At 71.6% G+C, this 20474-nt stretch carries 15 protein-coding genes; 8 read left to right on the top strand and 7 right to left on the bottom strand.

Annotated features, from left to right (window positions below):
• Positions 1-243 precede the first annotated feature (243 nt).
• Both CUT83_RS06045 and CUT83_RS06040 read right to left on the bottom strand, forming a co-directional pair.
• The gene (locus CUT83_RS06045) at positions 244-2775 is read right to left on the bottom strand and encodes a collagenase (protein WP_101254898.1); all 2532 of its coding nucleotides are present in this window, start codon (positions 2773-2775) and stop codon (positions 244-246) included.
• A 338-nt stretch (positions 2776-3113) separates the two neighbouring features.
• On the bottom strand, positions 3114-4295 hold the full coding sequence (locus CUT83_RS06040) for a S1 family peptidase (protein WP_277347713.1): 1182 nt from the start codon (positions 4293-4295) through the stop codon (positions 3114-3116).
• Between the two features lie 347 nt (positions 4296-4642).
• Between CUT83_RS06040 and CUT83_RS31575 the strand changes: the two genes are divergently transcribed.
• Positions 4643-5215, top strand: coding sequence for a transposase (locus tag CUT83_RS31575; RefSeq protein ID WP_101254837.1), 573 nt, complete (start codon positions 4643-4645; stop codon positions 5213-5215).
• A 321-nt stretch (positions 5216-5536) separates the two neighbouring features.
• The gene (gene xynA, locus CUT83_RS06030) at positions 5537-6577 is read left to right on the top strand and encodes an endo-1,4-beta-xylanase XynA (RefSeq protein ID WP_101254836.1); all 1041 of its coding nucleotides are present in this window, start codon (positions 5537-5539) and stop codon (positions 6575-6577) included.
• A 119-nt stretch (positions 6578-6696) separates the two neighbouring features.
• Here xynA and CUT83_RS06025 read toward each other — a convergent pair whose 3' ends face one another.
• On the bottom strand, positions 6697-7191 hold the full coding sequence (locus CUT83_RS06025; RefSeq protein WP_101254835.1) for a hypothetical protein: 495 nt from the start codon (positions 7189-7191) through the stop codon (positions 6697-6699).
• A 159-nt stretch (positions 7192-7350) separates the two neighbouring features.
• Here CUT83_RS06025 and CUT83_RS06020 point away from each other — a divergent pair, with 159 nt between their 5' ends.
• Positions 7351-8106: a vWA domain-containing protein gene (locus tag CUT83_RS06020; protein WP_101254834.1), complete on the top strand. Its 756-nt coding sequence runs from the start codon at positions 7351-7353 to the stop codon at positions 8104-8106.
• 34 nt (positions 8107-8140) lie between these two features.
• On the opposite strand, the gene CUT83_RS06015 is transcribed toward CUT83_RS06020, so the two are convergent.
• The 3 genes from CUT83_RS06015 to glgX form a co-directional block, all read right to left on the bottom strand.
• Complete coding sequence (locus tag CUT83_RS06015; RefSeq protein ID WP_101254833.1) at positions 8141-9151, bottom strand: DUF8814 domain-containing protein; 1011 nt, start codon at positions 9149-9151, stop codon at positions 8141-8143.
• A gap of 253 nt (positions 9152-9404) precedes the next feature.
• Positions 9405-9635: an EF-hand domain-containing protein gene (locus CUT83_RS06010; protein ID WP_101254832.1), complete on the bottom strand. Its 231-nt coding sequence runs from the start codon at positions 9633-9635 to the stop codon at positions 9405-9407.
• A gap of 103 nt (positions 9636-9738) precedes the next feature.
• Positions 9739-11982 carry a glycogen debranching protein GlgX gene (gene glgX / locus CUT83_RS06005; protein ID WP_101254897.1) on the bottom strand — a complete coding sequence of 748 codons (2244 nt, stop codon included), beginning with the start codon at positions 11980-11982 and terminating at the stop codon, positions 9739-9741.
• A 252-nt stretch (positions 11983-12234) separates the two neighbouring features.
• Between glgX and CUT83_RS06000 the strand changes: the two genes are divergently transcribed.
• Positions 12235-13002: an enoyl-CoA hydratase/isomerase family protein gene (locus tag CUT83_RS06000; protein ID WP_101254831.1), complete on the top strand. Its 768-nt coding sequence runs from the start codon at positions 12235-12237 to the stop codon at positions 13000-13002.
• Positions 13003-13172: 170 nt separating this feature from the next.
• The gene (locus CUT83_RS05995; RefSeq protein ID WP_240957942.1) at positions 13173-13688 is read left to right on the top strand and encodes an ATP-binding protein; all 516 of its coding nucleotides are present in this window, start codon (positions 13173-13175) and stop codon (positions 13686-13688) included.
• 51 nt (positions 13689-13739) lie between these two features.
• Here the strand turns inward: CUT83_RS05995 and CUT83_RS05990 are convergent, their stop codons facing one another.
• Positions 13740-14048 carry a hypothetical protein gene (locus tag CUT83_RS05990; protein ID WP_101254830.1) on the bottom strand — a complete coding sequence of 103 codons (309 nt, stop codon included), beginning with the start codon at positions 14046-14048 and terminating at the stop codon, positions 13740-13742.
• Between the two features lie 165 nt (positions 14049-14213).
• On the opposite strand from CUT83_RS05990, the gene CUT83_RS05985 reads away from it, so the two are divergent.
• The 3 genes from CUT83_RS05985 (at position 14214) to CUT83_RS05975 (ending at position 20471) form a co-directional block, all read left to right on the top strand.
• On the top strand, positions 14214-16220 hold the full coding sequence (locus CUT83_RS05985; protein ID WP_101254829.1) for an ABC transporter ATP-binding protein: 2007 nt from the start codon (positions 14214-14216) through the stop codon (positions 16218-16220).
• Positions 16217-18148, top strand: a complete 1932-nt coding sequence (locus tag CUT83_RS05980) for an ABC transporter ATP-binding protein (protein WP_101254828.1) — start codon at positions 16217-16219, stop codon at positions 18146-18148. Before CUT83_RS05985 ends, CUT83_RS05980 begins: the two co-directional genes overlap by 4 nt.
• A gap of 352 nt (positions 18149-18500) precedes the next feature.
• Positions 18501-20471, top strand: coding sequence for a M4 family metallopeptidase (locus tag CUT83_RS05975; RefSeq protein ID WP_158238972.1), 1971 nt, complete (start codon positions 18501-18503; stop codon positions 20469-20471).
• Positions 20472-20474: the final 3 nt, after the last annotated feature.

Here is a 20474-nt window from a genome sequence, read left to right as displayed (position 1 = left end):
GAGGGCGAAGCGGGCCGGCGCCGCCTGAGCGACTACCTGGACAGGACCGAGACCGGTCGGGTTGCACGGCGGCGGAAGGCGCCGCCCCGCCGTTCCGGCTCTGCGCCTCTTGGGCACGGCAATGCTATGTCACACATTATTGATGTGCGCGGTGCTCTGCCTGAGCCCTGCGGCACAAGGCCGCGGTGCCGGGGCGGGCGGGGTTCCTTCGCCCGCCCCGGCGGTCGGTGGGGAACGGAGGGGTCAGTACTCGGTCTTGACGGTCACCCCGGAGAAGTCCTCCGTCGCGGCCAGGCTGATGTAGTTCCAGCCGGCTGCCGGGTTGGTGATGGTGAGCGTCTCGCTGTTGCCCGCGCCGGTGGACCGGCTGGTGTAGGTGGTGGTGGTCGCCCAGGTGCTGTTGCTGTAGTAGAGGTCGGCGTTGCCGGTCCCGCCGGATGAGGTGATCTTCAGTTGCTGGGTGCCGGCGGGGAGGTAGATGTAGAGGTAGGCGTAGTTCCCGGCGGTCGCGGTCAGGTTGCTGCGCTTGCAGTTGCGGTCGAGTTCCCGGGTGTCGCTGCCGGTGCACTCGGGAGTGGGGTCCGCGCCACCGACGGCGATGCTCTGGGTGGCGGTGCTGGTGGCGCCCTTGTCGTCGGTGACGGTCAGCTTCACGGTGTAGGTGCCCGCCGCCGTGTAGGTCTTGGAGGGGTTGGCGGCGGTGGAGGTGGTGCCGTCGCCGAAGTTCCACGAGCGCGAAGCGATGGTGCCGTCGGAGTCCGTGGAGCGGTCGGTGAAGTTCGCCGTCAGACCGCTGACGGCGACGGTGAAGGACGCGGTGGGCGCCTGGTTGCCGGGCGGGTTGGTGGAGCCGCCGCAGTCGCCGGCTGCACACCGCGACAGCCAGCTGTACCAGTCGCTGTTGTAGCGTGTGCCGATGCTGCCGGTCAGGTAGGAGCGGGCCGCGTTCCAGTTGCCGGTGCGGTAATAGCCCAGGACGGTGTCCATCTCGGCGCGGTGGGACTGGAGCATGTAGCGCACGGCGAGGTAGCCCCAGCGGTAGACGCGCGTGGAGTCGTGGCTGTAGGTGGTGTCGAACAGGGTGCTCAGCGCGTAGGTGCGCTTGCCCGCCTCGGTGATGGCCGCGTCGTAGCGCAGGTTGCGGTAGGAGTAGGACACGTACTCGGCGAAGCCTTCGATCCACCAGATGGTGGGGGTGGCGACGTTGGCGTTGAAGTCGCCGTACATGTTGAAGCGGCCGTCGAGGTAGTGCGTGTACTCGTGGTTGAGGTTCCAGATCTCGAAGGCCGGACGCACCCACTCGGCCTCGTAGGCGATGAAGCGGGCCTGGTTGCCGGCGGCGGAGGGGTTGCCCTCCAGATACATGCCGCCGTTGTTGGTGTCGATGCCCCAGGTCGCCCCGGCGTAGGTCCGATAGTCGGTGCTGCTGTCGTAGACGACCACCTCGAGGCTGGTGTTGCGGTCGCCGGCGACCGGGCCGCTGTCCTTGGCGATGCTGTGGAAGTAGGCGTCCTGGTCGGCCAGGCTGCGGCAGGTGTCCGCCAGCTGCGCCGAGGTCATCTGCTGTGCGCGGATGCGGAGACTGGCACTGCAGGTGTGGTTGATCACCAGGACGTCGGCCATCAGGCGCTGCTGGAGGTTGCAGGTGCCGTAGTAGCCGCAGTTGGCCTTGTCGTAGTTGTCGGTCATCTCGGCGATGCCGACCCACAGCGGGGCGGTGGCTCCCTTGATGGAGCTCTGGTTCAGCAGCCCGGCCGCCTGCGGCCGGACCGTGTTCTGCATCGAGGTGTGCTGCAGGAACCGGGCGTGCTCTCGCCCGGCGTTGGAAGCCAGATAGCTCTGGTCGGTACCCAGGAGGTTCTTGTGGGAGGAGGCGAAGTTGTGCAGCGTGTCCAGGATGCTGCGGTCAGAGGACACCGCGGCGACGAAGGCGGGCACCTGGTGACCGCGGAAGAGGACGGTGTAGACGTTGTTGACCGCGGTGAGCATCCACCAGGAGGAGTTGTAGGTGCTGTTGTAGTCGTTCAGCAGCCGCTTGACGACGTACAGGTAGCGGGCGTTCTCCTCGGCGCTGTCGATCAAGGTGACGGCCTCGGCGAGCACTTCACCGTTGGCGTCGGTGACGTCCCGGGAGCGGGGGTTGGCGAAGAACGCGTCGAGTCCGGCGCGGATGGCGGTCTGCAGGCCCGGTCCGTAGGTGCCCACGGTGGCCTCGTTGTACCAGTGCACGTAGTAGCCGGCGCGCAGGTAGAGCACGAGCTGCGGCATCCCGGTACTGCCGTTGCCGGGGTAGGAGGCGGAGCCGTCGCGCAGCGCGTAGGCGACGCTCGTCATCTGGCCCTCGCGGAAGGCGTGGTAGGCGTCGCTTCCGGTGAGGCTGAACAGAGTGTTGATGCAGTCGGTCGTGGATGCCTTGATCTGCTGCACCAGAGCACTGCCGGTGCGGCTGGTGAAGTCGCTCGTGCTGCAGCTGGGCACCGCTGCCGCCGAGGCCTTCCCCTTCTTGGAGGCCTTCTTCTCCGGGGCCGCCTGCATGGACGGCCTCTGCCGCGGCGCGAGGGAGGCGGGGTCATCGTAGTCCCGGCGCAGCGCGTCCTTCGTCGAGGGCAGCGGGGCGCGGTCCTCGACCTTCAGCGGCTTGTGGCGAACGTGTTCGGGATCGTCGCCCGCCTCTGTCTGCACCGAAGCCTGAGGCGGTACGTCCTTGGGGGCCTGTTGTTCGGTTGACTTCTCACCTACGCGGCTCGGGGCGGCGTGTCCCGGAGCGGCGAGCATCCCGATCCCGAGGCACAGCGCCAGGATCAGCACACTCAGCCTCGCGAGAGGGAGTCGGGCATTTTCTGTTCTCACTCGCTGCCTCCAGCGGGAGGAAGGGCCGTATGGGGGCACGGCCGGGTGGGGTGTCCACACGACGGGCCCGGAGGAGCAGCGGGGAGGCACACTCCCCCGGGTTGTCATGGGCACACCTATAAGATGTGACAGGTAATATTGCACATGTCACTTCGGGTGGGAAGAGTCCGAAGTGAAGGAATGGAAAGCGCGCCTGGAGTTCGGCGCCTCCGGCGAGGAGCCGCCGCGCTCCCTCTGCGCCGAGCGCGGCGGCCTCTGCCCGGTCAGCCGGCCAGGAGCGTGACTCCCAGAGAGGAGAGCGCGCGACTGATCGGCTCGTGGATCATGCCGCAGCCGCTGTTCGGGCCGCCGCTGAGAATGCCGTGCGCGGTGGATCCGTTGTAGACACCGCTACCGCTGTCGCCCGGCGCCACGCACGCCGTGCTCCAGGTCATCCCGGTCAGGGTGCGGCCGGGGTAGTAGACGGTGGCATTGGTGTCGGTGATCTGCCCGCAGGTGTAGCCGGTGGTGGAGCCCTGCTTGCACACGTACTGGCCCACGTAGTCGTAGTTCCAGCTCCGGATGGGCTGGGTGGTGTAGACCCACCCCCGCGGCTGCCAGAAGGCAGGATCACTGATCCGCACGGCGGCGTAGTCGCCGTAGTAGCCGAAGTGGTAGGACGCGGTGCTGCCCACACCCTGGTAGCCATAGCTGTAGGTCGGGACCTGCCAGTAGGAGGCGGCCTCGGTGCAGTGCCCGGCGGTCAGCATGTAGTAGCTGGAACCGGCGTAGGCCATGAAGGCGCTGGTGCAGCGGGTGTTGCCGCCATAGATGGCCAGCCCCGAGCGCAGCGGCGGGTCACAGGAGTACTGCCCGCCGCAGTACAGCGGCTCGGAGGCGTGCTGGTAGGTGTCGATGACCAGTGCGTCCCCGAACTTCCGCTCGGCCCAGCGCACGGTCCGCTGCTGCTCCCCCGTGAGCTCCCTCCCCTGCGGAAGGTCCAGTCGCAGCACGTTCTTCTCGGTCACCACCGCGGACTGCAGGCCGTACTCGGCGCCCTTGTTGGCCTTGGCGATCCGCTTGCCCAGCTCTTCCGACATCTTCTGCAGTTCGCTCATGCCGCGCTGGACGACCACGGCCTCGGCCGCCGCCTTCGAGGCAAGAGCGCTCACCGTCGGCACCGCCGACTTCCCCGTCACCGCGACCATCAGCTTGCCGCCTCGGTCGTGGTCCACCCACGCCCCGCCGAAACGCGCTCCCAGTCTCTTGCGCAGCTTGGTGGCGAGAGCGGCCTGCTCGTCCTGCCGCGCTATGCGCCGCTGCCCTTCCTCGGCCGGGATGCCGTAATCCTTGGCCAGCTGGGTCACTGCGGCCTTCTGCTGGGCGTCCAGGCGCGGTTGGGCCTGGACCGCCTCACCGGCCGAAGCCGGCGGAGCCAGGAAGACCGCGGCGATGAGAGCAGCCAAAGCCGCCCACACCGCCCCCGACAACCGTAGTGAAGCACCGTGCATCGAGCACCTCCGTGTGATGGAGCGAACACCGGATGCAGTGGACACCTCACGCAGCGCGTCGATGAACATCCGGCGTCAGGAGCATGACAGGGAACAATATGGCGGGTGACATTTCACATATCAAGGGTGGTGTTTCAATCTCCGCAGAACCACTCGCTGTGCGTAGGCAAACCCCCTGGCCAGCGAGACCAGTTCTCCTACGACTCGCCTCAACAAACTGCTACATGGCTGGTGAAGCTTCCCCTTGATCGTGGACACCTGGAGACTGGGACCTGAGGTTCCACCAGAGGAAGTAGCACCAGGTGGGAGGCAAGTACACGAAGCGGTACACCGAGGAGTTCAAGCGGGACGCGATCGCGCTCGTCGACTCCTCGGGCAAGACGGTCACCGCCGTCGCCCGGGAACTCGGCATCAGCTCCGAATCCCTGCGCGGCTGGTACCGCCGGGCCAAGGCCGACCGGGCCGAGGGTGCCCCGGGCGAGTTGACCGGCGTGAGCGTGAGGAACTGCGCCGGCTGCGCAGGGAGAACCGTAACCGCCGCCGCCTGCGCAAGCACAAGATCTTCGGCTACCTCACACCAGCCGAGACCAGGCAACGGCGTCAACACGCCCTCGCGGCATAACGAACGAATGTCCAAGATCACGGGGAAACTTCACCGACACCCTCACCCCATCTCCCGCTCCGTCCCCGGTCCGTGTCTCTCGGGCCGGGGACGGCCGCGTTCCGCCCCCGGCCCCACCATGGGTGGCCGCCCCCGCCTCCACAAGTTCCGGAAAGGCTCCGGAAATTACGGAGGAGATCCCTCGCTCATCTCCCACATGATCGAAGCCATCCATGGAAGCCGGCGAGAGCCTCCGATCCTCTGTGGTGCCTGAGCAGGTTCTTTCTGACTCCATGAAGATTCGGGGCGTCAGGATCCTTCCGTAATCCTTGCGGAAACCATTGACAACCCATCAGGGCGAATCAACACTGTCGGCGTCGACAGGCCCCGACCGTTGTCGACCCGGGCCACCCCTGCCGTGGTCCGGCCCTTCGGTTGCCGGCCGTGCGGTGACCGACCGGTCGACCGACCTTCACCGTCGTCGTACGGCACCGGCACACGGCGGCCGGCCCCGTCCGGGGCCGGCCGCCGAAGATCCCGCAGGTCCGTACGCGCTGCCCGGCATCGCCGCCAATCCATACGAGGAGGCACGCACATGCACGACGCACCCGCACAGCGGAAGAGACGCAGACCCGGCCGCACCGGGCTGCTGCCGAGGAACAGCAGGTTCGCCCGGCTGAAGCTGCTCATCGCCAGTGCCTGCGCCGCAATGCTCGCGGTTCTGGTCCTTCCGCCCGGCGCCGCCCACGCCCAGACCATCACCTCGAACCAGACGGGCAACCACAACGGGTACTTCTACTCGTTCTGGACCGACGCCCCGGGGACGGTCTCCGCCACCATGGGATCCGGTGGCAACTACAGCACCTCGTGGAGCAACACCGGCAACTTCGTCATCGGCAAGGGCTGGAGCACCGGCGGCCGCCGGACCGTGACCTACTCGGGCAGCTTCAACCCGTCCGGCAACGCCTACCTGACGCTCTACGGGTGGTCCAGGAACCCGCTGGTGGAGTACTACATCGTCGACAACTGGGGCACCTACCGGCCCACCGGGACCTTCATGGGGACGGTCAACACCGACGGCGGTACGTACGACATCTACAAGACCACCCGCTACAACGCCCCCTCGATCGAGGGCACCAGGACCTTCGACCAGTACTGGAGCGTCCGGCAGCAGAAGAGGACCGGCGGCACCATCACCACCGGAAACCACTTCGACGCCTGGGCCCGGGCCGGCATGCAGCTGGGCAGCCACGACTACATGATCATGGCGACCGAGGGCTACCAGAGCAGCGGCAACTCCAACATCACCGTCGGCGGCACCTCCGACGGCGGTGGCGGCGGTGGCGGCGGCGGTGGCGGCGGCGGTGGTGGCGGCTGCACCGCGACCCTGTCCGCCGGCGAGAGGTGGGACGACCGCTACAACCTCAACGTCTCGGTGTCCGGTTCCAGCAACTGGACCGTGACGATGAACGTCCCCTCCCCCGCCACGATCCTGTCGACCTGGAACACCACCGCCACCTGGCCCAGCAGCCAGGTCATGGTGGCCAGACCCAACGGCAGCGGCAACAACTTCGGGGTCACCATCAAGCACAACGGCAACTGGACCTGGCCATCGGTGTCCTGTAGCGCCGGTTAGCTCCCGGCAAGCACTCTGAGCACCGCACCCCTGGCGCGGCGGCCCCCGGCCGCCGCGCCACGGCGCTCCCGGGGAGGCCGTCCCGGGGCCCGGGGCGGCCGGCCTCTCCCCCGCACCGGTCAGCGGCGGGGCTTGGTCTCGTAGCGGGGGCCGATGCCGGGGCCCGCGTCCTCCTGGATCTCGGTGGCCAGCTTGTGGACGGCCACCAGATCGTGCAGCAGCACCCGGGTCCGCTCCTCGGGCAGCTCCGCGGCCCGGGAGACGTCCTGGAGGTGGACGGGCTCGCCGGGGTGCCCGCCCTCCTCGGCTGCGAGGGCGCGGAAGACCTTCTCGTGCTCCTCGCCGTACGGCGGTGCGCCGCGGCCGGTGAACGTGCGGCCGGTCTGCCCCGCCGGAGGGGAGCCGGTGTCCTCGGCACGCCGGCCCTGCTTGCCCTGGTCCCGGGTCTCCAGCCGCTCCTCGTGCGTGATCGCGGACCGGCCGGTGAGGTGGGTGCGCTGCTTGGACGCGCCGGTGGTGTCGCTCCGCTCGCTGGGCTGACGCCCGGCCCGCTCGGCCTCGCGGGCCGCGGCCCGCTTCTGGTCCTCGTCGCCTTCCATCTTCTTGCCCGACATGGGACCTCCTCCCTTGCGTCCGTATGGGCCGTCCCGGGCGAGTCCCCGGCGGAACGGGATGAAAACCGCCGATGGCGGCCGGTTGTCCACAGGGGTCCTGCCGCCGCCCGTACCTCGGTTACTCTCGGCGTCCGCAGCACCGAGCACGAAGGGGGCGTCATGGCCGTCGACTACGTGAAGAGGCCGGGGTCCGGAGCCGGGTCCGGGCCGGCGATCAGTCTGGAGAAGGTGGAGGCCGCCGCCCCCGGGCTGGTGAGCCTGTACAAGCAGGCCGCGGTCAGTCTGGACAAGCACCGGCTGTCGGGGCAGCGGGCCGCGGTCTACCTGGTGCTGGACCGCTCCGGGTCGATGCGGCCGTACTACCGCGACGGCACCGTCCAGCACCTGGCCGAGCAGGTCCTCGGGCTGGCCGCGCACCTGGACGACGACGGGCGGGTGCCGGTGGTCTTCTTCAGTACCGGCGTGGACGGGAGCGCCGAGGTGGCGCTGGAGGACTACGCCGGGCGCGTCGAGGCCCTCCACTCGTCCCTGGGGCACATGGGCCGCACCAACTACCACCTCGCGATGGAGGCGGTGATCGAGCACTACCGGACGAGCGGTTCCACCGATCCGGCGCTGGTGGTCTTCCAGACCGACGGCGGCCCCACCTCGAAGGCCGCCGCCGAGCGTGTGCTGTGCGAGGCCTCGCGCCTGCCGCTGTTCTGGCAGTTCGTCGGGTTCGGGGAGGACGAGTTCCGCTTCCTGCGGAAGCTGGACGACCTGCCCGTACCGGGGAAGAGGGTGGTGGACAACGCCGGGTTCTTCGCCGCCGGTCCCGACCCGCGCGCCATACCCGACGCGGAGCTGTACGACCGGCTGACCGGCGAGTTCCCCGACTGGCTGCGGGCCGCCCGGGACAGCGGCATCGTGCGATGACCCGGGCGGCCGCGGGCGGCGGGACACGCGGTGGTCAGCGGCCCGTCCACAGGTAGGTGACGGTCACCCAGCCGTTGTCGCGCAGCCCGACGTCGCGGAAGGTGCCGTCGGCCAGGTCGATGCCGGCTGGGTTGAGCACCCGGCGGCCCTTCCCGTCGCGTCCGCCGTTGTAGCCCGTGTAGTACGCGGCCTCCGCCTCGGGCACCCCCCGCGGCAGGTCGCGGAAGGTCTGGCGCACCGAGGACGGGTTCCAGTAGTCGTCACGGATGTTCCAGGGCCCGACGTCCCACACGGGGGCGGTCACGCAGCGGGCCGGGCCGCAGACCCGCACCGAGTACTCCCGGCCGCCCTTGCGCGACAGGCCCCGGCGGGAGGGCAGGGCCACGAAGCGGTCGTTCTCCCGGATGACGTGGCCGTTGGCGGTGGTGCGGCCGACCAGGCCGATCCGGGTGGCGAAGACATGGGCGCCGTACGCGGCGGCCGCCTGCGGCTCCGGCCGGGCGTTCGGGTCGGTGTCGGCGCTCACCTCCAGGCCGCGCAGCCGGATCGCGCCCTCGGGGTCCCACATCGCCAGCCTGACCTGGACGGTGGTGACGGCGCGCGGGAGGGCGGCGGTGCCGCCGCGCGCGTCGCCCGCCTCGCGCCACTCGGTCCACGGGCCGCTCCCGGTGCGGCCGCGGACGTCGAAGGCGATCCCGGCACCGTCGGGCACCTGTGCGTCGGGCCTGACCCGGACGCGGTTGGCCTGCCGGTCGAGCCGGTGCGGGGCCAGGACCTGGACGCCGTAGTCGCCGGTCGTGCGCAACTCCCCGCCGGTGTGGCGCACGCCGCTGTCGTCGGCGTCCACCCGGGACAGGTCGGCCGCCCAGGTCTGGACGGGGCCGGGTGCCTCGCGCGCGGCGGGAGCGGGGGCCGGTGCGGCCGGCGGCGCGAGGCCGAGACCGAGGCAGAGCAGGGCCACGGCCGGCAGGGTGGTACGGGTGGCGCGGAGCGGGCGGGGGATCCGGGACTCGGAGCGGTGGCGGATCGTGTGTCTGGTGCGCATCGTGGTCCTTCCGTGTCGTGCCGCGCTCCCGGCCCGGTCGGGGGGCGGAAGCACGGCGGGCTCGGCGGGCTCGGTGGGCTCGGTGGGCTCGGTGGTGCCGCCGCACCGGTCGATGCCGCACCGGGTGCATAAACCGACAAAAGCCACTTATGACACAGAAAAGCGGGGCGGTCACCCTGGGTTGCTCCCTGTGGTGGCCGCCCCGCCGTGCCCTGTCGTGCCCCCGCCGCTCCGCGAGGACCGCGCCGCAGCCCTACGCCGACCGGGTGGCGGCCTTCTGGCGGGCCTGCCAGAACTCCTCGAAGGACAGCAGTCCGTCGCCGTCGCTGTCGTGCTGGTTGATCAGCGTCTGTGCCATGTCCACGGTGAGGGTGTGGTCCCCCAGCTCGCCCAGCACCTTGCGGAACTCCGCCGCGGTGACCAGTCCGTCCCCGTCCAGGTCGAAGCGGTCGAACGCCTCGCGCGCGGTCTCCATGTCGGCCATCGCCTGTCGTCCCCTCCCTCGTGCGGTCGTGACGTGCTCACCCTAACGGGCCATCACCTGAGCCACACGAGTCACCCGCGTATCTTGGGGCAGCGCGCGTATCTCAGGGCAGCACACGCCACACCAGCACCGAGCGTGCCGGGAGCGCGACCGCCTCACCCGCCGGGTGGACACTGCCCGGCTCCTCCTTCTGCTCCTCCCGCGCGGTGTCCACCAGCAGTTCGTAGCCCTGCCCCCACGGCGGCCCCGGCAGCCTGAAGCGTCCGTCCTCGTGCCCGGCGTGGAGGACGGCCAGGAAGCTGTCGTCGACGACCGGGCCGCCCCGCTCGTCGCGCTGCGGAATGTCCCGGCCGGACAGGTACATGCCCAAAGTGGCGCCGGGCGCGTACCAGTCGGGCTCGCTCATCTCCTGGCCGCTCCCGGTGAACCAGGCCAGGTCCCGCAGCCCCTCCGGGCCGTGCGCGCGCCCGGAGAAGAAAGCCTTGCGCCGCAGCACCGGGTGGGAGCGGCGCAGCGCGATCAGCCGTGAGGCCAGGGCGTACAGCTCGCGCCAGGCGGGCTCGTCCAGCAGCGACCAGTCCACCCAGCCGGTCTCGTTGTCCTGGCAGTAGGCGTTGTTGTTGCCGCCCTGGGTGCGGCCCATCTCGTCGCCCGCCACCAGCATCGGCACGCCGGTGGACAGCAGCAGGGTGGACAGCAGGTTGCGCAGTTGGCGCCGCCGCAGGGCGAGGACCGCCTCGTCGCCGGTCTCGCCCTCCGCACCGCAGTTCCAGGAGCGGTTGTCGTCGGTGCCGTCGCGGTTGTCCTCGCCGTTGGCCTCGTTGTGCTTGTGCTCGTAGCTCACCAGGTCGCGCAGGGTGAAGCCGTCGTGGGCGGTGACGAAGTTGACCGAGGCGTACGGCCGCCGCCCGCCCCAGGCGTACAGGTCGCTGGAGCCCGACAGCCGGTAGCCCAGGTCCCGCACGTCCGGCAGGGCGCCGCGCCAGAAGTCGCGGACGGTGTCGCGGTAGCGGTCGTTCCACTCCGTCCACAGCGGTGGGAAGGCGCCCACCTGGTAGCCGCCCGCGCCCACGTCCCAGGGCTCGGCGATCAGCTTCACCCGGCGCAGCACCGGGTCCTGGGCGATGACGGCCAGGAAGGGGGAGAGCATGTCCACGTCGTGCATGGAGCGGGCCAGCGCGGCGGCCAGGTCGAAGCGGAAGCCGTCCACGCCCATCTCCTGCACCCAGTAGCGCAGCGAGTCGGTGATCAGCCGCAGCACCTGGGGCTGGACGACGTGCAGGGTGTTGCCGCAGCCGGTGTAGTCGGCGTAATGGCGCGGGTCGTCGGCCAGCCGGTAGTAGCCGCGGTTGTCGATGCCGCGCAGGGAGAGGGTCGGCCCCAGCTCGCTGCCCTCGGCGGTGTGGTTGTAGACCACGTCGAGGATGACCTCGATCCCGGCGGCGTGCAGCGCCCGGACCATCTCCCGGAACTCCCCCACCTGCCGGCCGCGCGTGCCGCCGGCGGCGTACGCGGCGTGCGGCGCGAAGTAGCCGATGGAGTTGTAGCCCCAGTGGTTGCGCAGGCCGCGGCGGAGCAGGTGGTCCTCGTGCGCGAACTGGTGCACCGGCAGCAGTTCCACCGCCGTCACGCCCAGCTTCACCAGGTGCTCGACCGCGGCCGGGTGCGCCAGTCCGGCGTAGGTGCCGCGCAGCTCGGGCGGGACGCCGGGGTGGCGCATGGTGAAGCCGCGCACGTGCAGTTCGTAGATGACCGAGTCGGGCCAGGGGGTCTTGGGGCGGCGGTCGTCGGCCCACTCGTCCCCGCCGCCCGGCCCCGCGCCCAGGGCCGAGTCGACGACGACGCCCTTGGGCACGTACGGCGCCGAGTCCCTCTCGTCGCGGACGGTGTCGGCCAGATGCCGCTGCGGCCAGTCGCGGACGTGGCCGTAGACCTCCGGCGGCAGGGCGTACTCGCCGTCCACCGCGCGGGCGTACGGGTCGAGCAGCAGCTTGGCCGGGTTCCAGCGAGCGCCCGTCCACGGGTCCCAGCGGCCGTGCACCCGGTAGCCGTAGAGCTGCCCGGGGCCGACGCCGGGGACGAAGCCGTGCCAGATCTCCTGGGTGTGCTCCGTCAGCGGGCAGCGGGTCTCGTTGCCGTCGTCGTCGAAGAGACAGACCTCCACGGCCTCGGCGCCGGCCGACCACAGCGCGAAGTTGGTGCCCGCCACCCCGCCCGGGCCGATGTGGTGGCGGGCTCCCAGCGGCTGGGGGCTGCCGGGCCAGACGGTGGGGGCGGCCGCAGGGGCCGCGGGGGCCCCGGCGTACCGGGACTCCCGGCGCGTGTGCTGTTCGGGTGCACTCGACACGTCCGACACGTTGTGGCCTCCGGCGGCTCGCGGCGGGGGCGGGTTCGGGGCCCGCGCGGCGCGCCTGCCGCACGGGTCCGGTGCCCGGGTCTGGCAGGAGTGTTCCCAATCGGACCGCCCGCCTCACTCATGTGATCGTCTTCTTTCCACCGTGCTGCTCCGGCCGGGTGAGGGCCGGACCGGGACCGGGCGGGGACCGTACGGCCGGGAGGCGGCGGACCGCGCGGCGTTAACGGGGACTAACCTGCCCCCATGACTGTGACTCTTGAGGTCGCCGAGGGCGTCGGCACCATCCGACTGAACCGTCCCCCCATGAACGCGCTGGACATCGCCACCCAGGACCGGCTGCGCGAGCTGGCCGAGGAGGCGACGCACCGCGACGACGTACGGGCCGTGGTGATCTACGGCGGGGAGAAGGTGTTCGCGGCGGGCGCGGACATCAAGGAGATGCGCGAGATGGACCACGCGGCCATGGTCGCCAGGTCCCGGGGTCTGCAGGACTCCTTCACCGCCGTGGCCCGCATCCCCAAGCCGGTGGTGGCCGCGGTGACGGGCTACGCGCTGGGCGGCGGCTGCGAGCTGGCGCTGTGCGCCGACATCCGGATCGCCGCCGACAACGCCAAGCTCGGACAGCCCGAGATCCTGCTGGGACTGATCCCCGGCGCCGGCGGCACCCAGCGGCTGTCCCGGCTGGTCGGTCCCTCCAGGGCCAAGGACCTGATCTTCACCGGCCGCCAGGTGAAGGCGGACGAGGCCCTGGCCATCGGCCTGGTGGACAAGGTCGTGCCCGCGGCCGATGTCTACGAGCAGGCGCACGCCTGGGCGGCGAGGCTGGCGGCCGGTCCGGCGATCGCCCTGCGCGCCGCCAAGGAGTGCGTCGATTCCGGGCTGGAGGCGGACATCGACACCGGGCTGGCGATCGAGCGCACCTGGTTCGCCGGGCTGTTCGCGACCGAGGACCGCGAGACCGGCATGCGCAGCTTCGTCGAGGAGGGGCCGGGCAAGGCGAGGTTCCGCTGACGCCCGGCCGGGGCGCGGGGGCGCGGAACGGCGCGCGAGCCGTTCCGCGCCCCGCCCCGGCGCACGCAACCGGTGCGCGTACAGCACGGTGAGCCCCGAACGGTCCGCCACCGACCGGGAATTCGCGCTGTACGGCCGCAAGGCGACCGTTTCGCGGCCATGATTGGCCCATGGCGGGAGCGAACACGGCGTACATGGCATCGGCACCGGGGGAGGAACCGGCCCCCGCGATCCCCGACGACGGGCCGGTCGGGGCCGGCTCACTCGACGAGTCCACCGAGTTCCGCGAGTTCGGCGATCCGGCCGCCGCGGAGGTGCGGCTGCCCAACCGCCCCGAGTCCGCGCGCACCGCGCGCCGGCTGGTCCGCTCCGTCCTGCTGAAACGCTGGGGGCTGTCCGAGGCCCTGGCCGAGGACACCGTGCTGCTCGTCTCCGAACTGGTCGGCAACGCCGTGCGGCACACCGGGGCCCAGTCCCTGGGGCTGCGGCTGCGGCGGCAGCGCGGCCGGATCCGCGTGGAGGTGCGCGACCCCTCGCGCGGACTGCCCTGCCTGCTGCCCGTGTACGAGTTCGACGTCAGCGGGCGCGGACTGTTCCTGGTGGACCACCTCTCCGACCGCTGGGGCGTGGACCTGCTGCCGCTGGGCAAGACGACCTGGTTCGAACTGCGGGACGAGGAGCCCTGACCGGCGCCCGCAACCCCACCCGCCGCCCCTGCGCCCGCCTCGGCGGTCGCCTCAGCGCGCGGCGTACCGCCGCACGCCCGCCCGGCGCCGCCGGTCGTTGCACAGCAGACACCGCCCCCAGCCCGGCGGCAGCGGATCGTCCTTGTCCCCGTACAGCGGATCGACCGCCCCGCGCGGATGCTCCCGGCAGCCCGTGCCGCCGCGGTCCTCGCCCAGCGACCGGGCCGCGTCCAGCGCCCGGCGCAGCGCGTCGGTCAGCTGGTCCGCCTGCTCCGCCGAGGGCTCGCCGTCCAGCGTGAAGACGATGTCGGAGGCGGTGTGCAGCGCGGCCCGCAGCTCTCTCAGTTCTGCCTGACTCATACCGGGCAGCGTAGGTGCCCGCACCGACAGACCGCCCGCTGCTCGTCGGTGCGGGCGGTACTGGGCCCGGCCGGGCGGGGCCTTCGGCCGGGCGGACTCGGCCGTCAGTCCTACGGCGGAAAACCGAGTGTGCCCCGTCAGTGGTGAAACGTAGTCTCGCTCGTGATGTCTGCCACCGCCGCCAGTCCACCGCGTCCCGACCCTCCCCACCCCGAACCCGGCGATTCCGGCTCCGAACCCGGCGGGCCGGGCACCGCGGCCCCGGCCGCGCCCGCCGGGCGGCGGAGCCGTTCCGCCGTACGCTCGCTGCTGCGGTTGTGGCCCTTCGTCCGCCCGGTGCGGGCGCGGCTGTTCACGGCGGCCCTCGTCGCGATCCTCGCCTCCTGCCTGGGCCTGGTCATCCCCCTGATCCTGAAGTGGATCGTCGACGGACCGATCGCCGGACGCGACACGGGCGGGGTGTGGCTGGGCGGCGCGCTGCTGCTGGCCGTCGGTGTGCTGGAGGCCGCGCTGTTCGGGCTGCGGCGCTGGCTGGTGGCCCGTCCGCTGGCCGGAGTGGAGGCGTCGATGCGCGCCGCCCTGTTCCGGCACCTGCAGCGGCTGCCGGTCGCCTTCCACGACCGCTGGGCGAGCGGGCAGCTGCTGTCGCGCGCCACGGGTGACCTGCACCTGATCCGCATCTTCCTGGCGTTCCCGCTCACCTTCCTGCTGGTGAACGGCACCACCATCGTCGTCGGCTTCGCCGTGCTGCTGTCCCAGGAGTGGACGCTGGGGCTGGTGCTGCTGGCCCCGGTGGCGCCGCTGGTGGTGTTCTGCTCCCTCTTCGAGACGAAGTTCTCCCTCCAGGCCCGCCGCGCCCAGGACCAGATCGGCGATCTGACCACGGTCGTCGAGGAGGCCGTCCTCGGCATCCGGATCATCAAGGGCTTCGGCCGCCACCGCAGCCAGGCCCGCGCCTTCCGCGAGCTCTCGCGGCGGCTGCTGGGCACCGAACTGCGCAAGGCGCGGCTGCTGGCGGGTATCTGGGCGGTCATCACGGCGCTGCCGGAACTGGCCATCGGCGCCGCTCTGGTGTGGGGCACGGTCCAGGTGGCCGACGGCGAGCTGTCGGCGGGCACCCTGGTCGCCTTCCTCACCACGGCCCTGGCACTGCGCTGGCCGGTGGAGTCGATCGGCTTCCTGATCGCCATGAGCAACGAGTCGGCGACGGCGGCCGACCGCTACTTCGAGGTGCTGGACGAGCCGGTGCCGCCGGACGTCCTCGCCAGCGGGCGCCCCTCCCCCGCCCCGCGCGGGAAAGCCGGGGAGGCAGGGAAAGCCGGGGAGGCAGGGGAGGCAGGGGAGATCAGGACCGTTCGGGAAGGCCTGCGCTTCGAAGGTGTGGTCTTCCGCCATCCCGACACCCCGCCGGACGCCCCGCCCGTGCTGGACGGCGTCGATCTGCACATCCGCTCCGGCGAGACCATGGCTCTGGTCGGCGCCACCGGCAGCGGCAAGACCACGCTCACCGCCCTGATCCCCCGGCTGCACGAGGTGACGTCCGGCCGGATCACCCTCGACGGCCGCGACATCGCCGCGATGTCGCGCGAGGAGTTGCGCTCGCTGGTCGCCGTGGCCTTCGAGGAGGCCACGCTCTTCTCCGCCTCCGTGCGCGAGAACGTGCTGATGGGCGCGGCGGAGAGCGCGGTGGAGAGCGCGGTGGAGGATTCGGCGGGGGGCTCGGCGCAGGAGGATCTGGCGCGTGCCCTGCGAGTGGCCCAGGCCGAGGAGTTCACCGCGGCGCTGCCGCAGGGGCTGGACACCCAGGTCGGCGAGCAGGGGCTGAGCCTGTCCGGCGGGCAGCGTCAGCGGCTGGCGCTGGCGCGCGCCGTCGTGGGCCGCCCCCGCTTCCTGGTGCTGGACGACCCGCTCTCCGCCCTCGACGTCCGCACCGAGGCGCTGGTGGAGGCCGCCCTGCGCGAGGTGCTGGCCGGCACCACCGCCCTGGTGGTGGCGCACCGGCCCTCCACGGTGCTGCTGGCCGACCGGGTCGCGCTGCTGTCGCGGGGCCGGATCGCCGCCGTCGGCACCCACGCCGAACTGCTGCGCTCCAGCGCGGAGTACCGCCATCTGATGTCCGGCGAGCGGCACGAGCAGTACGAGCAGTACGAGCGTTACGAGGAGGAGCGATGACCGCCACCGTCACCGAACCGTCCTCCGGGGACGGGGACGCGCGGGACTCACCGGACGCGAAGGCCGCACCGGGCACGGAACCGGCCGGACCACCCGGCCCGTCCGGACCGGCAAGGGAGCCCGGGCGGCCCGGGGCGCCCGACGCCTTCGACCGCGATGTGCTGCCCGCGCCCAAGGGCGCCTCGCTCCGGCTGCTCGGCTCGCTGCTGCGCCCGCTGCGGCCGCGGGTCGCGGTGGCAGCCCTTCTGCTGCTGCTCCAGCAGGCCGCCGTTCAGGCCGGTCCGCTGCTGGTCGCGTACGCCATCGACCGGGCGGTGCCCGCCCTGCGCGGCGGCGACGGCGGCCCGCTGGCCGCCGTCGCGGCGGGCTACGCGGTGTGCGCGCTGTCCTCGGGCGGCCTGCAGTACGCCTTCGTCCGCGCCGCCGCCCGGGTCAACCAGAGCGTGCTGCTGGAGCTGCGCGGCCGGATCTACCGGCACGCCCAGGTGCTCAGCGTGGACTTCCACGACCGCTACACCTCCGGGCGGCTGATCTCCCGCGCCACCACCGACGTCGAGGCGCTGCGCGAGCTGCTCGACGAGGGTCTGCAGGAGCTGCTGGGCGTGATCCTGTCGGTGGTCTACATCTGCTCGGTGCTGCTCTGGCTCGACCCGGGCCTGGGCGGCGCGGCCCTGGTCTCCTTCGTCCCGCTCCTGCTGATCGTGCAGAACTTCCGGCGCCGTTCGATGCGGGTCTACCGCAGGAAGTCCACGGCCACCGCGGCGATGATCGTGAAGTTCGTGGAGACGATGAACGGCATCCGCCCGGTGCAGGCGTTCCGCCGTGAGCGGGCGGGCGAGGCGGAGTTCGGCCGTCTCAACGACCGTCACCTGCGGCTCAACGGGGACGCCATCCTGGAGATGGCCCGCTATGTGGTCTCCGCCCGGCTGGTGGCCAACACGGCGCTGGCCGCCATCGTGCTGTGGGGCGCGTACCGGGTGGCGTCCGGCTCGCTGGAGCTGGGTGTGCTGGCGGCGGCGGCGATGTACCTGCGGCGGCTGTACGACCCGATCGACCGGCTGGGGATGTTCCTCAACTCCTACCAGGGCGCGGCGGCCTCGCTGGAGAAGATCGCCGGGCTGCTCGCCCAGGCGCCCGGCGTCCCCGAGCCGGAGCACCCCCGGCGGCTGCCGCCGCCGGCCGGCGGGCGGCCGGGCCGCACCGTGGTCTTCGAGGGGGTGCGCTTCGCCTACCGCACGGGCGGCGAGGTGCTGCCCCGCTTCGACCTGGAGATCCCGGCCGGGCAGACGGTCGCGGTGGTCGGTTCCACCGGCGCGGGCAAGTCCACGCTCGCCAAACTGCTGGCGCGCTTCTACGACCCCACGGCGGGCCGGGTGCTGCTGGACGGCGCCGATCTGCGGGAGCTGGCCACCCCCGAGCTGCGGCGCGGGGTGGTCATGGTGACGCAGGAGGCGTTCCTGTTCTCCGGGACGGTCGCCGACAACATCGCGATCGGCCGCCCGGAGGCGAGCCGGGAGGAGATCGAGCGGGCGGCGCGGGCGATCGGCGCCCATGACTTCATCGCCGCCCTCCCCGAGGGGTACGACACCGACGTGCGCAAGCGCGGCGGCCGGATCTCCGCCGGGCAGCGGCAGTTGGTCGCCTTCGCCCGGGCGCTGCTGGCCGATCCGGCCGTGCTCATCCTGGACGAGGCGACCTCCTCCCTGGACGTCCCCGGTGAGCGGGCGGTCCAGCGGGCCATGGACACGGTGCTGCGCGGGCGCACCGCCGTGGTGATCGCCCACCGGCTGTCGACGGTGGAGATCGCCGACCGGGTGCTGGTCATGGAGACGGGGCGCGTCGTCGAGGACGGCTCGCCGGCCGAGCTGGTCGCGGGCGACGGCCGCTTCGCCGGGCTCCACCGCGCCTGGCGCGACAGCCTGGCCTGACCGGGCGCACGGGCCGGACGCACGGGCCGGGCGCACGGCTCGGGCGGGACACCGCTTGGTGTCCCGCCCGGCGGGGCCGCACCCGCCGGGCGGGACTCCCGCACCCGAGCCCCCCATCCTGGCGGACGCCGGTGACGTCCCGGTTTCTCCGCCGTTTCCATCGCGTTCGCTCAGCGGACAGCGATTTTCCGACAGCGGACAGATTCCGGCCATTTTCTTGACCTGACCCTGTCATCATCGCCGTTTCGGTGCCACTCTCTCCACGCTGTGCACAGCCGATCCCCCCACGGGTCCCCACACCCTCAGGCGCACCATCTCCCTCTCCACACCGCTCTCCAGCGAGGAGTTCAGCGTGATAGGCAGATCCACCCCCCGCAGACGTGCCACCGCCACCGGCGCCCTCGTCGCCGCCTCGGCGCTGCTGGCCGTCGGCCTCCAGTCGCAGGTCTCCACCGCCGCGCCCCAGGCCAAGCCCGACCCCGGCGCCCTCTCCGTCAAGCTCTCCCCCTCCCAGCGGGCCGAACTGCTCCGCGACGCGGAGGCCGGCAGCTCCGCCACCGCCAAGGCCCTCGGCCTCGGCGCCAAGGAGAAGCTCGTCGTCCGCGACGTGGTCAAGAACGCCGACGGCACCGTCCACACCCGTTACGAGCGCACCTACGACGGGCTGCCGGTACTCGGCGGCGACCTGGTCGTGGAGGAGTCGCCCGGCGGTACGGTGGCCGAGGTCGCCAAGGCCACCACGGCGAAGATCGCCGTCCCCTCCACCGCCGCCCCGGCCTCGAAGAAGCCCTCCAGGGCCGCGGCCGAGGGCAGCACCGCACCCCGCAAGGTGGTCTGGGCCGCCGACGGAGAGCCCGTGCTCGCCTGGGAGCGCGTGGTCGCTGGCACCCAGGAGGACGGCACCCCCAGCGAGCTGCACATCGTCACCGACGCGGCCACCGGCGAGAAGCTGGCCGAGTGGGAGGGCGTCCACACCGGCACCGGCGAGAGCATGTACAGCGGCCGGGTCTCCCTGGGCACCAGCGGGTCCGGCGGCTCCTACACGATGACCGACGTGAACCGCGGCAACCACAGGACCTACGACCTCAACGGCGGCTCCTCCGGCACCGGCACCCTGTTCTCCGACGCCGACGACCTCTGGGGCAACGGCTCGCCGTCCAACCGTCAGACCGCGGGCGTGGACGCCCACTACGGCGCGGCCCTGACCTGGGACTACTACAAGAACGTCCACGGCCGCAACGGCATCCGGGGCGATGGGAAGGCCCCGTACAGCCGGGTGCACTACGGCAACGCCTACGTCAACGCCTTCTGGTCCGACTCCTGCTTCTGCATGACCTACGGCGACGGCGCGAACAACTCCAAGCCGCTCACCTCCATCGACGTCGCCGCCCACGAGATGACCCACGGTCTGACCTCCAACACCGCGGGGCTGCGCTACAGCGGCGAGTCCGGCGGCCTGAACGAGGCGACCTCCGACATCTTCGCCGCCGCCGTGGAGTTCAGGGCGAACAACAGCTCGGACGTCGGCGACTACCTCGTCGGCGAGAAGATCGACATCCGCGGCAACGGCACCCCGCTGCGCTACATGGACAAGCCCAGCCGGGACGGCAACTCCAAGGACTACTGGTACTCCGGCATCGGCAGCGTGGACGTCCACTACTCCTCGGGCCCGGCCAACCACTTCTTCTACCTGCTCAGCGAGGGCAGCGGCGCCAAGACCGTCAACGGCGTCTCCTACGACTCGCCGACCTCCGACGGCAAGCCGGTGACCGGCATCGGGATCGGGGCCGCCGAGAAGATCTGGTTCAAGGCGCTCACCGAGAAGATGACCTCGACGACCAACTACGCGGGCGCCCGCACCGCCACCCTCTCCGCCGCGGCCGACCTGTTCGGCGCCGACAGCGTCCAGCACAAGGCGGTGGCCCACGCCTGGGCCGCGGTCAACGTCGGCTCCCGGCCCGACGACGGCGGCGGGGAGCCCGGCGACAACGTCTTCGAGAACACCGACGACCACGCCATCCCGGACCCGGGCACCGTGGAGTCGCCGATCACGGTGAACAGGTCCGGCAACGCGCCCGGCGACCTGAAGGTGGACGTGGACATCGTCCACACCTACCGCGGTGACCTCGTCATCGACCTGGTGGCCCCGGACGGGAGCACCTACCGGCTGAAGAACTCCGGCTGGGACTCGGGCGACGACGTCCGGGCGTCCTACACCGTCGACGCCTCCTCCGAGACGGCCTCCGGCACCTGGAAGCTGCGGGTGAGGGACGTCTACCGCACCGACTCCGGCTACATCAACAGCTGGAAGCTCACCTTCTGATCC

Origin of the sequence: Streptomyces barkulensis (assembly GCF_002843305.1) — a bacterium.
Taxonomy (GTDB): Bacteria; Actinomycetota; Actinomycetes; order Streptomycetales; family Streptomycetaceae; genus Streptomyces; species Streptomyces barkulensis.
Note: the sequence above shows the minus strand (reverse complement) of the source record. Positions and strands in the feature narration are given on the sequence as shown.

What these genes read in the sequence shown, in the direction of transcription:
- CUT83_RS05980 (WP_101254828.1), top strand. Translation starts at nt 16,217, where the DNA reads ATGACCGCCACCGTCACCGAACCGTCCTCCGGGGACGGGGACGCGCGG.
- CUT83_RS06010 (WP_101254832.1), bottom strand. Translation starts at nt 9,635, where the DNA reads ATGGCCGACATGGAGACCGCGCGCGAGGCGTTCGACCGCTTCGACCTG.
- CUT83_RS06045 (WP_101254898.1), bottom strand. Translation starts at nt 2,775, where the DNA reads ATGCTCGCCGCTCCGGGACACGCCGCCCCGAGCCGCGTAGGTGAGAAG.
- CUT83_RS06000 (WP_101254831.1), top strand. Translation starts at nt 12,235, where the DNA reads ATGACTGTGACTCTTGAGGTCGCCGAGGGCGTCGGCACCATCCGACTG.
- CUT83_RS06015 (WP_101254833.1), bottom strand. Translation starts at nt 9,151, where the DNA reads ATGCGCACCAGACACACGATCCGCCACCGCTCCGAGTCCCGGATCCCC.
- CUT83_RS06020 (WP_101254834.1), top strand. Translation starts at nt 7,351, where the DNA reads ATGGCCGTCGACTACGTGAAGAGGCCGGGGTCCGGAGCCGGGTCCGGG.
- CUT83_RS05990 (WP_101254830.1), bottom strand. Translation starts at nt 14,048, where the DNA reads ATGAGTCAGGCAGAACTGAGAGAGCTGCGGGCCGCGCTGCACACCGCC.
- CUT83_RS05985 (WP_101254829.1), top strand. Translation starts at nt 14,214, where the DNA reads ATGTCTGCCACCGCCGCCAGTCCACCGCGTCCCGACCCTCCCCACCCC.
- xynA (WP_101254836.1), top strand. Translation starts at nt 5,537, where the DNA reads ATGCACGACGCACCCGCACAGCGGAAGAGACGCAGACCCGGCCGCACC.
- CUT83_RS05995 (WP_240957942.1), top strand. Translation starts at nt 13,173, where the DNA reads ATGGCGGGAGCGAACACGGCGTACATGGCATCGGCACCGGGGGAGGAA.
- CUT83_RS06025 (WP_101254835.1), bottom strand. Translation starts at nt 7,191, where the DNA reads ATGTCGGGCAAGAAGATGGAAGGCGACGAGGACCAGAAGCGGGCCGCG.